Source organism: Streptomyces sp. 17_S59 (genome assembly GCF_056930295.1).
The window spans coordinates 6,299,428-6,312,642 of record NZ_JBXOWD010000001.1; the positions used below are offsets into that span (position 1 = coordinate 6,299,428).

General features: G+C 71.1%; 12 protein-coding genes. 8 read left to right on the forward strand and 4 right to left on the reverse strand.

Translation table 11 applies throughout. The annotated features are described in order from the left end of the window. The first annotated feature begins 2 nt into the window (after positions 1-2). On the forward strand, positions 3-1,055 hold the full coding sequence (locus tag AC1Z4A_RS28525; RefSeq protein WP_483682735.1) for a DUF4034 domain-containing protein: 1,053 nt from the start codon (positions 3-5) through the stop codon (positions 1,053-1,055). A gap of 76 nt (positions 1,056-1,131) precedes the next feature. Next, complete coding sequence (locus AC1Z4A_RS28530) at positions 1,132-1,992, forward strand: haloalkane dehalogenase (RefSeq protein WP_483682736.1); 861 nt, start codon at positions 1,132-1,134, stop codon at positions 1,990-1,992. An 85-nt stretch (positions 1,993-2,077) separates the two neighbouring features. Here the strand turns inward: AC1Z4A_RS28530 and AC1Z4A_RS28535 are convergent, their stop codons facing one another. Continuing rightward, positions 2,078-3,502 (reverse strand): carboxylesterase/lipase family protein, encoded by a 1,425-nt coding sequence (locus AC1Z4A_RS28535; protein ID WP_483682737.1) that lies wholly within the window; start codon positions 3,500-3,502, stop codon positions 2,078-2,080. Between the two features lie 251 nt (positions 3,503-3,753). On the opposite strand from AC1Z4A_RS28535, the gene AC1Z4A_RS28540 reads away from it, so the two are divergent. The 4 genes from AC1Z4A_RS28540 to AC1Z4A_RS28555 all read left to right on the forward strand — a co-directional run bounded on the left by AC1Z4A_RS28540 (position 3,754) and on the right by AC1Z4A_RS28555 (position 6,830). Then, complete coding sequence (locus AC1Z4A_RS28540; RefSeq protein ID WP_483682738.1) at positions 3,754-4,095, forward strand: ArsR/SmtB family transcription factor; 342 nt, start codon at positions 3,754-3,756, stop codon at positions 4,093-4,095. A gap of 5 nt (positions 4,096-4,100) precedes the next feature. Then, positions 4,101-5,822: a SulP family inorganic anion transporter gene (locus AC1Z4A_RS28545; protein WP_483682739.1), complete on the forward strand. Its 1,722-nt coding sequence runs from the start codon at positions 4,101-4,103 to the stop codon at positions 5,820-5,822. After that, positions 5,819-6,277 (forward strand): pyridoxamine 5'-phosphate oxidase family protein, encoded by a 459-nt coding sequence (locus tag AC1Z4A_RS28550; RefSeq protein ID WP_483682740.1) that lies wholly within the window; start codon positions 5,819-5,821, stop codon positions 6,275-6,277. Before AC1Z4A_RS28545 ends, AC1Z4A_RS28550 begins: the two co-directional genes overlap by 4 nt. A gap of 148 nt (positions 6,278-6,425) precedes the next feature. Further along, positions 6,426-6,830: an STAS domain-containing protein gene (locus tag AC1Z4A_RS28555; protein ID WP_483682741.1), complete on the forward strand. Its 405-nt coding sequence runs from the start codon at positions 6,426-6,428 to the stop codon at positions 6,828-6,830. Positions 6,831-6,885: 55 nt separating this feature from the next. On the opposite strand, the gene AC1Z4A_RS28560 is transcribed toward AC1Z4A_RS28555, so the two are convergent. Both AC1Z4A_RS28560 and AC1Z4A_RS28565 read right to left on the reverse strand, forming a co-directional pair. Next, complete coding sequence (locus tag AC1Z4A_RS28560) at positions 6,886-7,062, reverse strand: DUF6126 family protein (RefSeq protein WP_483682742.1); 177 nt, start codon at positions 7,060-7,062, stop codon at positions 6,886-6,888. A 9-nt stretch (positions 7,063-7,071) separates the two neighbouring features. Beyond that, a complete protein-coding gene (locus tag AC1Z4A_RS28565; protein WP_483682743.1) occupies positions 7,072-7,419 on the reverse strand; it encodes an ArsR/SmtB family transcription factor in 348 nt (115 codons plus the stop codon). Positions 7,420-7,716: 297 nt separating this feature from the next. Between AC1Z4A_RS28565 and AC1Z4A_RS28570 the strand changes: the two genes are divergently transcribed. Next, positions 7,717-11,103, forward strand: a complete 3,387-nt coding sequence (locus AC1Z4A_RS28570; protein WP_483682744.1) for a LodA/GoxA family CTQ-dependent oxidase — start codon at positions 7,717-7,719, stop codon at positions 11,101-11,103. Then, entirely contained in the window at positions 11,103-12,209 is a 1,107-nt protein-coding gene (locus AC1Z4A_RS28575) for an NAD(P)/FAD-dependent oxidoreductase (RefSeq protein ID WP_483682745.1), read from the forward strand. Before AC1Z4A_RS28570 ends, AC1Z4A_RS28575 begins: the two co-directional genes overlap by 1 nt. Here AC1Z4A_RS28575 and AC1Z4A_RS28580 read toward each other — a convergent pair. After that, on the reverse strand, positions 12,143-13,198 hold the full coding sequence (locus AC1Z4A_RS28580; RefSeq protein ID WP_483683762.1) for an alpha/beta hydrolase: 1,056 nt from the start codon (positions 13,196-13,198) through the stop codon (positions 12,143-12,145). The genes AC1Z4A_RS28575 and AC1Z4A_RS28580 overlap by 67 nt on opposite strands. Positions 13,199-13,215 lie beyond the last annotated feature (17 nt).

The following is a 13,215-nucleotide window of genomic DNA, read 5'->3' on the forward strand; positions in this document are numbered from 1 at the left end:
CTGTGAGAATCTTCCCCCTCATCATCCTCGCCGCCATGCTCTTCTTCTGGCTGCGGAACAGACGACGCACGGCGAAGCTCGCGCGCGAAGCGGCCGTCGCCGGCGCCGACTTGCTGCCGCCGGAGCGCCAGAACACGGACCGGGCCGCTCCGGACCCCGAGGCGGACGCCATGGCGGCGGCTCTCGGACGGGGCGACTGGGAGCCCGCGGGCCGGGCCATCGCCGCCGCGGGCACGGACTGGGAGCGCCGCTCCCACCTCGTCGGCGTCGCCTCCGCGCGCGCGGTCGAGGACGACGCCTGGCTACGGGCCTGGCAGGCCGCGCGCCCCGACGACCCGGACGCGGCCGTGATCCACGCGACCGCGAAGGTGTCGGTCGCCTGGAAGATCCGCGGCGGGGGCTGGGCCAAGGACACCACTGCCGAGCAGTTCGCGGGCTTCCACCGCGTACTGCGCGAGGCTCGCGAGGACTTCGCGCGGGCCGCGTCCCTGGCCCACCCCGACGACCCCACCCCGTACCTGCTGCAGATCCCGCTGTACATGGGTCTGGGCGCCCCGCACGACGCCCTGGGCGAGCTGTGGGCCGAGGTCACGGCCCGCGCTCCGTACCACTACGAGGCGCACTGGCGCGCCCTCACCTACTGGTACGCCAAGTGGCACGGCTCCGCCGAGCTGTCCCGCGACTTCGCGGCCCAGGCCGCCGCAACTGCGCCCCGCGGAAGTCTGCTCACCATGTTCCCGCTCCTCAACTGGTACGAGTCCAACGACGACGAGGCACCCGAGGAGGCCTACGGCTGGCCTGAGGTCACCGCTCTCGTCGACGCCGCCTTGGCCGACGTCGCGGCGGCCCGCCAGGACCACCCGAGGCTGGCCGAAGTCCGCCACCTGCTCGCGTACTTCCTCACCAAGGCCGGCCGCCACGAAGCGGCCCTGATCCAGTTCCGGTTGGTCGACGGCCATGTGAACGCCGTGCCGTGGCGCTACTACGAGGATCCGGCGAAGGTCTTCTGTGCGTTCCGGGAGAAGGCGCTCAGGGGTGCGCTGAGCGAGAGCTGACCGTTGCGGGCGGCGCCTGCGGAGGCTACCGCGCTCGGGCACTACATATGTAGTCTGGCGTCGGAGGGAGGGCCTGATGCTGATCGACTTCGTTCCCGACGGGAGTCTGTACCCTTTCGAGTCGCGCTGGTTCGACTCGTCCGTCGGCCGGGTTCACTACATCGACGAGGGGGCCGGGCCGCCGCTCCTGTTCTGTCATGGCGCTCCGACGTGGAGTTTCCTCTACCGTCACATCGTGAAGGACCTGCGCGACCGATACCGGTGCGTCGTCGTCGACTATCCGGGTTTCGGATTGTCCGAACGTCCTGCGGGTTTCGGCTACACGATCGCCGAGCACACCGCGGTCCTGGGCGAGTTGATCGATCACCTGCAGCTCGACGGCTTCGTTCTGATGGGACAGGATTGGGGCGGACCCATCGGTCTGGGCGCGGTCACCGCGCGCGCGGATCGGGTGAGGGGGATCGTGCTGGGCAACACCTCGTTCTGGCCGACCGAGGCGATGGCCAATCGAGCGTTCAGTATGATCATGAGCAGCCGTCCGATGCAGCGGCGGATACTCGAGCGGAATTTCCTCGTCGAGCGCGTCCTGCTCGCAGAGCTGGGGCGCAAGCTCACCGCGGCCGAGGCCGACCACTATCGCGCGGTGCAGCCCACCGCGGAAGCCCGGCGCGGACTCGCCGTCATGCCCGGAGAAATTCGTGCCGCGCGCCCCGTGCTGGACCGACTCGCCCGAGACGTGCCCGTCCTGCTCGGCGACAAGCCGACCCTCTTGGTGTGGGGAATGCGGGACATGGTGTTCCGTCCGGAGGCCTGTATCCCGCGAATTCGTGCGACCTTCACCGATCTCGACGTAGTCGAGCTGCCACGCGCGCGGCACTTCATTCAGGAACACGCACCGGACGCGATCGCGGCGGCGATCGCGAAGCGGTTCCCTTGAGTTCGATGGACGGACGCCACGCTGATGTGATGAAGCTCGACTCGCCTTGGACGCCTGGGGTGACCGGTGACCGGTGGCCGCCCCGCTACCGCGGTGTGACGCCCTCCCAGATGCGCCTGGAATCCTCCAGCGGGTAAGAGGCATCGGTCGGCGGCGTGTCCCAGATCCGGGTGACGGGCCGTTCCGGGGTGAAACGCGGCCAGCCCGGGTCGCCGGTGGCCGCGAAGGACGTCCACGCCGTGCGGATGCTCTCGGACAGCCCCGCGAAGTCGGCCGGCGGCGGGGAGCCGAGGAATCGGGCAGCCGGGCGGGTCGCAGGGTTGCCGAAGACGAAGGGGACGTCGATGCCGTGGCCGGCGCCCAGTGCGGGGCCGCGCCAGGTGAAGTCGTAGAGCCAGGTCCGCCCGCCCGCGCGGGCGTGGGCCTCTGCGACCCAGGTCGTCGGCATCCGGATGAGGGCGTCGGACAGCACCACCGTGAACAGGTCCGCGTCGCTGACGCCGGGATGGGCCCGGCGGTAGGCGGCAGCCGATTCCTTCTCCAGGCCGACTGCCTCGGCGACGATCGCCAGGTCGACTCCCGGCGGGGCCAGCGGGCCCTGTCCCCGGTACTCCTCGTCGGTGAACCCGCAGATCAGGTCCACATCCCGGCCCGCACCAGCCTCGAGCGCCGGCCACGGCGGCCCGCTCACGAGGTCGCCGTCCACGACGGGGGCGAACGCGGTGAACCCGTCCCGGTCGCGCAGCGGCGCGTCCTGGACGGCCAGGATCGCCTCGGGCGGCAGGGCGGCGAACGCCTCCGGGGTCGCGGGAACGCCGGCGGCCGCCGCGATCGCCGCGGTGGCGGCACCGGCCTCGGCGACGGAGAGGACGCCGGAGGGGATGCTCTGGGCGATCGCGCGCCGGAACAGGCCCCGGGCGGCCGGTGCGGCCGTGAGCAGGGCGATGGAGGCGGCACCGGCGGACTGGCCGAAGACCGTCACGTTGGCGGGGTCGCCGCCGAAGGCGGCGATGTTCTCCTGCACCCATTCCAGGGCGGCGATCTGGTCGCGCAGCCCGCGGTTGTCCTCGACTCCGGGCAGGTGCCCGAACCCCTCGAAGCCGACACGGTAGTTGAGGGTCACCACCACGACGCCGGAGCCTGCCAGCGCGGCGGCGTCGTAGTGCGGCATGCCCGCCGCGCCGTGCTTCCACTGGCCGCCGTAGATCCACACCATGACCGGCAGCCCGGCCGAGCCTAGGCCGGAGGTCCATACGTTCACGGTCAGACAGTCCAGCCCGTCGCCGGGCCGCCACATCGCCGGAGCCCCGGGCGCCGGCGCCGGCTGCGGGGGAGCGGCGCCGAACGCGACGGCGTCCCTGACCCCGTCCCAGCCGGGCGCGGGCACGGGCGGGCGGAACCTCAGCGGACCCTCCGGCGCGGCGGCGAAGGGGATGCCGAGGAAGCGCGCGATTCCGTCTCGGGACACCCCTCTGACCTTGCCCGCGGAGGTCACTGCAACCGGCTCCATCGCACCCCTCGCCTCTGCGCGTCATCTCTGCGCGTTCCATGATCCTCAAGAGATCGGGCCGATTCTACGGAGCCTGTCCGACAGAGCCCGGCTCCGACGGTGGCCAGTAGCCCAGACCATAAATTGCAAAATTCTTCAATTCGCTACATGATGTATTGGCCGTGTCCGCAGGTAGCCGCGGGCACGGCCACTGGGCAAGCCCCGGAGGGCCGGGGCCGTGCGATGGCAGAGATCAGAGATCGAGGGGTCTGGTGTCGGTTCCGCTGTATCAGGCGAAGGCCGAGTTCTTCCGGATGCTGGGGCATCCGGTGCGCATCCGGGTGCTGGAGCTGCTCCAGGACGGTCCGACTCCGGTGCGGGACCTGCTCGCCGCGATGGAGATCGAACCGTCCGCGCTCTCCCAGCAGCTGGCGGTGCTCCGCCGCTCGGGGATCGTGACGTCGATCCGTACCGGCTCGACCGTCGTCTACGAGCTCTCGGGCGGAGACGTGGCCGAGCTGATGCGTGCCGCCCGGCGGATCCTCACGCACATGCTCAACGGGCAGCACGCGCTGCTGGAGGAGCTGCGGGAATCCGAGGGCGGAGCCCAGTGAGTGCCATGGCTGCCCGGGCCTGGTCCCGGATGCGTTCCCTGCTGCCCGGTCGTGACGACCTCACCGCGGCCCGCCGTGACCCCAAGCGCGATCTGCTGGCGGGCTTGACCGTGGCGATCGTGGCCCTGCCGCTCGCGCTGGGCTTCGGCGTCTCCTCCGGCCTCGGCGCCGAGGCGGGGCTGGCCACCGCGGTCGTCGCCGGTGCGCTGGCAGCGGTGTTCGGCGGCTCGAACCTCCAGGTCTCCGGGCCCACCGGGGCGATGACCGTGGTGCTCGTGCCGATCTTCGCGCAGTACGGCCCCGGTGGCGTCCTCACCGTCGGGGTGGTCGCCGGCCTGATGCTGATCGCGCTCGCGTTCGCCCGTGCCGGGCGGTACATGCAGTACGTCCCGGCCCCCGTGGTGGAGGGATTCACGCTCGGCATCGCCGGTGTGATCGGGCTGCAGCAGGTGCCGGGCGCACTGGGGGTGCCCAAGCCCGAGGGCGACAAGGTCCTGGTGGTGACCTGGCGGGCCGTCGAGGCGTTCGCCAAGGCGCCGAACTGGACGGCCGTGTCCCTCGCCGCCGCGGTGGCCGTCGTCATGCTGGCCGGTGCCCGGTGGCGGCCGACGGTTCCGTTCTCGATCGTGGCCGTGATCGGCGCGACCGTTACGGCCCAGGTCCTGCACCTCGACGGGGCCAAGCCGATCGGGGACCTGCCCGCCGGTCTGCCCGCGCCCTCCCTGTCCTTCCTCGACCTCGGCTCACTCGGCTCGCTGCTCGCCCCGGCGGTGGCCGTGGCCGCGCTGGCCGCTCTGGAGTCGCTGCTGTCTGCATCCGTCGCGGACGGCATGACCGTCGGGCAGAAGCACGACCCGGACCGGGAACTGTTCGGCCAGGGTCTGGCCAACATCGCCGCCCCGCTCTTCGGCGGCGTCCCGGCGACCGGTGCGATAGCCCGTACGGCCGTGAACGTCCGCACGGGTGCAGGCTCGCGCCTGGCCGCCCTCACGCACGCCGCAGTGCTCGCGGTCATCGTCTTCGCCGCCGCACCGCTCGTCTCGCGCATCCCGCTGGCGGCGCTCGCGGGAGTCCTGATCGCGACGGCCATCCGCATGGTCGAGGTCGGCAGCCTGCGGGCCATGGCCCGCGCGACCCGCTCCGACGCGCTCGTCCTGATCCTCACCGCCGCTGCCACCCTGGCCCTCGACCTGGTGTACGCGGTTCTCATAGGCATGGCCGTCGCGGGCGCGCTGGCCCTGCGGGCGGTCGCCAAGCAGGCCCGCCTGGACCAGATCCCCATCAAGGCGGACCTGTCCGGCGACCACAGCGCCGAGGAGCACGCCCTGCTGGCCGAGCACATCGTCGCGTACCGGATCGACGGGCCGCTGTTCTTCGCCGCCGCCCACCGCTTCCTGCTGGAGCTGTCCGAGGTCGCCGACGTGCGCGTGGTCATCCTGCGGATGTCCCGTGTGTCGACCATCGACGCCACCGGCGCCCTCGTCCTCAAGGACGCCGTGACCAAGCTGCACCGCCGCGGCATCACCGTCATGACCTCCGGCATACGGCCGGGCCAGCGCCGAGTCCTCGACTCCGTGGGCGCATTGGACCTGCTCCGGCACGACGGCCGCGAGTTCGCCACCACCCCCGATGCCATCACTGCCGCCCGCGCCCACCTCCACGGCACCGGGGCCCTGACCGTCCCCGCACAGAAGTCCGCCGTCGTCACCGAGGAGCCCACCCGATGACACACGCAGCCCCGACACCCCGCCGCATGGTCGAGGTCTCCGGTGAGGAAGCCTGGTACCTGCTCGGCGGCGCGTCCCAGGGGCGGATGCTGTACGAGCAGCGCGAGGCCATCGCGGTGCGGCCCGCCTCCCACGTCCTGGAGTACGGGCGCCTGATCGTTCGTACCCCCGTCCCCAACGCCGTACTCTCCGGCCGCGTCAGCGTCACCTACCACTGCGACCAGATCCACCCCGGCACCGGCACCGGCTGGGCGGTGACCGCCACCGGCCTCGCCGAACTCGTCACCAACCGCGACGAGGCCGCCCACTACCGGCGCACACTCCCCGGCTGGGCCCACGGCCCCCACGAAGCGCTCCTGCGCATCCACCCGCAGACCGTGACCGGCTTCCGCTTCGCCCATGCCATCGCCGCACCCGGGCAGGGCGGCGGGGCGGGCAGGCCCACACCCTCGTGAAGCAGCTTGCCGTCCGCCGCACCGGCCCGCGCTGACCTGCCGATTGGTGCCGCGGTGTTGCCCCTTGCGCGCCGCACGGCCGAATCGGCGGACGCCTCCCGGGGCATCAATCCCACGTATTGCCGACGAGAGTTCGCGAGGAACCACGATGACGATCCAGTGGCGCTACGCCACCCACGACCACCTGGGCATTCTGTCCGTCTCCGGCTACCTCGGCACGCAGGCCGTGCACCGCTTCCGGGGGGCGGTCGGCTGGGTGGAGGCGCGCGGCACCGGCCCTGTGATCGTCGACCTGACCACGCTGCGCGGCTGGTCGGCCGAGGGCCAGGCCGCCATCGCCGAAGCCGCCGCCCGGCTGGCCGACCACGGCCGGCCGCTGGAGCTGGCCGCGATTCCCGCCGACGGCTCACTCGTCCCTGGCGCCGCGCAGCCGCTCATTCCGGTCCACCCGGACCTGGCGTCCGCCCTCGACGCTCACCGCATACGTTCGGGCAGGCCGGGCCAGGAATGGCGCACCACCGCGTGGCCCGGGGAAACGCCGCACGCCGGCTGACCTCTTCGACGGCGACAGGCGCGGCCTCGTCAGCCGATGCTGTGCCCCCGGTGCGTCACTTGTGCGCGTGGTCGCCGAGATAGAACAGCAGCCAGATGAAACCGGCGATGGCATGGGTGACGAAGACGTAGATCAGTACGCGCAGAGCGACCTGCTTCTCCGCCCACTTCTCGCTTCTCGGCCCGGACTCGGACGACGGGGGAGTGGGCTGTGAGGTCGTTTCATCGGCCATGGCGGGTGCTCACCTCCCCGCCTCGGCCTCGCGCAGCTCCTCGAGAAGCTCGTTCTGCCCGGTGAGCATGTCCGTCAGGATCCGGCGCGCCGCACGCATCAGCTCGGCCACGTCACCGCCCGCCAGTTCGTAGACCACCGTGGAGCCGGCGCGGGTGGAGGTGACGATGCCCGAGCGGCGCAGCACGGCCAGCTGCTGCGACAGGCTGGACGGCTCGATCTCTATCGCGATCAGCAGGTCACGGACGGGCATGGGCCCGTCCTGCAGCAGCTCCAGGACACGGATGCGCACCGGATGCCCCAGCATCCGGAAGAACTCCGCCTTCGCCTGGTACAGCGGAACCGGTGCTCGCTTCACTGCCCGTCCTCCGCTTCTGAGCCATGCGCACGGGCCGCGACTGTTGTGGCAACTCGTGAATTGAAGATTTCTTCAATTCTATGCGGTTGCGGCGCAGGCGCGGAACGCCGGGTCCCGACGATTCCGAGGTCTTGACCGCCCTCCTGCACGGTCGGCGGTGCTCCGGCGCGGCGCCCCCCGATCCCGCACGCGCCCGTTCATCATGAAACCTGATCGGAGACGGTCCGGGCCGGCGAGCGGTCGCGCTGGGGGGCACCCGGGTCCGGCGATGCCTGCCGCGAACCACTGGAGACCGCTGTGAACCTCGACGACGTCGCCTATTGCGAAATCCACCCCACGATCGGAATCGCACGGGTCGGGAACAGCCCGGACGGCTTCTTCCCGGGCCCGGAGGCGCCGGGGGCCCGGGCTCGCCCGGCAGGGGGATTCAAGGATGCCGACGGGCGGGTCAAACGCCAGGCGGCGCGTTTCCGTATGTACGGGTTCGACAAGGACCACAACGTGCTGGGGGAGGTCACGTCGGCTGAAGCAGAGGTGACCTGGACCGTCGAGCTGGCCAATGCGAAAGGCGAATGGTTCCAGTTCAACGGCCGTTTCCATCAGTCCGATTCGCCGGACAACCGACGCAACAAACACGTGGACCCCGCTGATCCCGAGGCGCGCAGGGCACTGGTGATCGCCCCCGGAGCCCGCAGCGTGAGCGGTCCGAACGCCGACGGTGCCGATGCCCGGTTCGACACAGGGACGTTCCTGGGCACCACCGTTCCGCTGGGGGAGCTGCGGACGGACGAGGCGGGACGGCTTCTCGTGCTGGGCGGGTTCGGGCACTCGGCGTCCGTGAAACCGGACAACCCGCTGGTCACCTACGCCAACAACGACTTCTGGCACGACGACACCTCCGACGGCCCCGTCACGGCGACCGTGAGGGCCAAGGACGGGCGGACGATTCCGGTGACGTCCGCCTGGGTGATCGTCGCCCCGCCCGACTTCGCGCCGGACGTCCAGAACCTGGTGACGCTCTACGACGTCGCCCGCGAGAACGCCGAACGCGCCGGCCGGCTGCCGCAAACGGAGGAAACGGGGGAGGTGTCGTTCACCCGCGACATCGAACCGCTGCTCACCCGGATGTGCGGGTACTCCTGGGTGAGCGCGAACGCCGCGCGCGGGCACGGCAAGGGCGAGGCGGCCGACTTCCTCGACCCCGGCCGCCTCGCACAGCTGGCATCGAACGCCCCCGAGGCCGCGCCGCTGCGGAAGGCGGTGTTCGGCAGGCTGCGCACTCCCGGCGCCGACGACGTGACCCAGGCGAACTACCTGTTCATGCCGCAGCTCGCGGGAGACGACGGCGACCCGATCGAAGGCAAGCCCCGCACATGGCTCACTCTCCTGCCCGGGCAGTACGAACGGATGCGCCGGTGGGCCGAAGGCGACTTCACCGCCGACGCCACCGGGACCGCCACCGAACCCGTGCCCCTGGACGACCTGCCTCTTGCGGAACAGCCCCACGCACTGGTCCGGGCCGCACTCGAGGCATGCGTGGGCGGCCCGTTCTTCCCCGGCATCGAGATGACGTTCATCGCCGACGAGCCCACGACCTGGGCCGCACCGTTCCGGCTCCGCGAGGACCTGGCGGCGGGGGACATCACCAAATACATGGCCATCCCGTGGCAAGCCGACTTCTACGAGTGCAACACCCACTGGTGGCCAGCCCAGCGCCCGGACGACGTCCTCCCCGAAGAGCAGTACCGCGACCTGATCCGGGACGCCTCGGACCCCTCGCAGCCGACGGAAATGGACGCCTTCCGCAAGCCCTGGGCACGCGGCGTGGGGATCCAGCCGGTCCCGCAGCCCGAGCTCGAACGACTGCCGGGGGAGAGCACCCAGCACTACCAGGAGCGGATCAACAAGCTCTGGGCCGTGCTCCGCAACAGCGCGGGCGACAACGAAATGGTCGAGAAGTGGAGCAGCCTCGGCTTCGTCGTCTCCCGCCCGGGCCCGGCCGGGGAGCCGGTGCTGGTGGAGACGGAGCGCGCCGGACAGGTCGGACTGAGCGACCGCGAGTGGTTCTACACGCTCCAGCACCCCGACCAGTTCCCGCAGCAGGCGCAGGCCGCGCGGCACTACGCGGAAGAGGTGCTCGAAGCGGCCCGGACCGACCCCTTCCTCCCCCTGACCCTGCGCCCGTTCCGGTATACGCGCGACGCACTGGAGGCGCGCCTCCAGCTGATCTACACCACGCTGGTGGACGACGGGGAGAACTACGACCCGGCGACGGACCTGCTCTTCGGCAACCGCCACGACATGATCGAGCGCATCAGGCAGTTCGCGCCGTTCAACCTCCTCGACGGCGCGTGGTTGCGCAACGTCACCCGGGCCGGGCCGATCAGCGACGTCCAGGCGCTGCTGTTCTCCATCTGGATGGAGGAGGTGGGCGGTGGTGACCCCACCCTCAACCATGCCAACCTCTACTCCGATCTGCTGCACAGCGTCGGTCTGTACCTGCCGCCGGTGGACTCCTACGAATTCGCGATGCTGCCCGAGATGCTCGACTCGGCCTACACCCTCGGGGCGTTCCAACTGGCCGTCTCCCAGCACTCCCAGCATTTCTTCCCGGAGATCCTCGGCATGACGATGCAGCTGGAGTGGGAAGTGGTGGAGCTGGTTCCCACGGTCAAGCTGTTCGAATACCACGGCATCAATGCACAGTTCTTCAAGATGCACATCGGCATCGACAACGCGTCCTCCGGACATGGCGCCAAGGCCCGCGATGCGGTTGTCCAGTACCTGGGCCAGGTCTACAACAGTGGTGGCGAAGAGGCCGTCCAGCAGCAGTGGCAGCGCATCTGGAACGGCTACGTGGCTTTTGCGAACACCGGCAACCTGGGCGATGACCTGAGTGCGCTGCTGAGTGCACCACCCACTGCGGAGGATCGCCTGATCGATCTGATCGAGCGCAAGGCACCGTTCGCCTCGCTCAACCACGACGGAAAGCAGCTGGGCGAGAACAGGATCAACGACTGGTTCCTGGACCCTCCGGGACTGCTCCGGGCGCTCCGGGACTCCGGTCTCATCCAGGCGGGCGACCCGGAGAACAGCCCCTTCTTCGAACTGACCACGTACACCGGCCCCATGTACAAGGTCTTCACCGACAACGAGCTGGAGCTGTGGCGTCAGTGGACGCGGTCGCTGACCGCCCCGAAGCCCGTGCCCGTCCTCACACCGCTCGAAGCCATGACACGGCTGGTGGACACGCTGCGGCCACGCCAGACAGGGACCGCCGCGCACGCCGGGACGCTCATCACCGGCCCCGATCCCGCGGATCCCGCCAGGACCAGAACGGAGCCGGTGGCCTGGTGGTTCACCCAGCCGACCGCGTCGCTCCTGGCCGCCGTGGCCCACCCGGACAACGGGCTCGTCTCACCCGGCCACCCCCAACTGAGCCCCTTCGTCGAGGAGCTGATCGCCCCCGCCAACGCCATGGGCACGGCCTTCTCCGCGGTGGTGCCGGGCACGGGCCGGACCGGCCGCGACATCGCCATCACGTGGATCACCAAGGGATGCCCCCTGCCGGACCTGACACCTCCACGGGCCAGGGTCCTGCTGACCAGGCCCGCGGCGGCGACGGCCGAGGCCGCCGCCCGGGCCGCCGGGCTCGGGATCAACGGCATGGGAGCCGTCCACTGATGAACACCCGCGCGACCGAGGACGCCTGCGACGTGGTGGTCGCGGGCGGAGGACCGGCGGGTGCGGCAGCCGCCGTCACCCTCGCGCGTCACGGTGCGGCGGTCATCCTCGTCGACCCCGGCCGCACGCCCTCGTGGAAGCCCGGTGAGAGCCTCCCCCCGAGGGCCAGGCCCCTGCTCGCACGCCTCGGCCTGCTCGAACACATCGCCAGGGGACCGCACCGGCCCTGCTACGGGAACCAGTCCGCCTGGGGGAGCAGCACACCGGCCGGCACCGATTTCCTCCTCATACCCCATGGGCCGGGCTGGCATCTCGACCGCACCCTCTTCGACCGTACGCTCGCCGATGCCGCCCACCGGGCGGGAGCCCGCGTACGCACCGGGCGCATCGGAAACGTACGACGGACGCCCGGCCAGTGGCGGCTGATGCTCGGGCGGCAGGAGATCCGCGCCCGCTACCTCATCGACGCCACCGGACCGGGCGCGCGCCTCGCACGCCTCGCGGGAGCCACGGTCACCCGGGCCGACCGCCTGGTCGCGATCGCGGCATGCCTGCCGCGCGGTGCCGCGCACCGTGGCGTTCCGCACACCTCGCTCGTCGAATCCGCGGCCCACGGCTGGTGGTACACCGCACCGCTGCCGGGCGGCTCATCGGTCGTCATGATGATGACGGACGCCGACATCGTCGCCGAACGGGCCCTTCATGCACCCGAGCGCTGGTGGAGCGCACTCATGGCGACCACTCACGTCCGCGAGCGCATCGTTGAGGGAGCAGCGGCATCCCGGGTCCGGCTGCGCGTCGCGCGGGCGGCGACGTCCTGCACCGCCCCCGCGGCGGGGCCCGGCTGGGCCGCGGTCGGCGATGCCGCCACCGCGTCCGATCCCATCGCCGCGCGGGGCATCCTCACCGCCCTCGCCACGGGCATCACTGCCGCCGACGCCGTTCACGCGGATGCCGCCGGGACCGCGGGCGCACTGGAGACCTACGCGGCACGGGTGGCGGCGATCCACCGTGAGTTCCTGAACGCGCGCAGCATCTGCTACCGCGGTGAACAACGCTGGGACACGCCCTTCTGGGCACGGCGCCGGGAGGGGACAGGCTTCTGATGGCAGGCGGGTGACTGGGTGAGGATGCGCCGGAGCCAGCGGGAACGGGCGTTGCCGGCGTCCTGGCTGAGGGCCGCCCGTGGCGCGAAGGTGTCGAAGCCGTGGCAGGCTCCGGGCCATACGTGCAGTTCGGCCTGGCCGCCGGCCTGCCAGATCGCATTGGCATAGGCCACGTTCTCGTCCCTGAAGGTCTCGGCCGACCCGACCTCGATGTAGGCCGGGGGCAGCCCGGACAGGTCCGTGGCGCGGGCGGGAGCCGCATAGGGCGGCAGGTCCGCAGCGCCGTACCGGTCGCCCAGCAGCGCCTGCCATGCGGTGGCGTTGGAGGTCCGGTCCCAGGTGTCGATGCCGGCCATCTGATGGCTGGAGAAGGTGTTGTTGCGGTCGTCGAGCATCGGGGACAGGAGCAGTTGCCCGATCGGCATGGGCCCGCCCCGGTCACGGGCGAGCAGGGCGAGTGCCGCGGCGAGTCCGCCGCCGGCGCTCTTGCCACCGATGACGATACGGTCCGCGTCGATGCCCAGTACGGCCGCGTGCTCAGCCGCCCAGACGAATCCGGCGTAGCAGTCCTCCACCGGTCCGGGGTACTGCGCCTGCGGCGCCAGCCGGTACTCGACCGAGACGACGGCCAGCTCCAGTGCGAGAGCCCACTCGCGAAGCAGGCGCGGAAGTACGGACCATGCATTACCCATGATCATTCCGCCGCCGTGCATGTAGTACAGCAGCGGCAGCGGCCCGGCGACCCCGGCGGGCCGTGCGCTCACAAGCGTGACGTCCTCCCCGCCCGCTGCTCCCGGCACACGCAGCTCGTCCACCTCGAAGCGTCCGCCGTCCCGCAGATCCCGCACCGTCGGCCTGGGCCGGGCCGCAGCATCCCGCTCCTGCCGGGCCGCAAGGTTCTCCGGGGTGAACGGCTCCCTTGCCCCGTCCCCCAAGGCCGAAAGCGCCGTACGCAGTTCGGGGTCGAGAGGGGGCGCGTCCCAAGTCATCGGGACGGGGCCGCCGG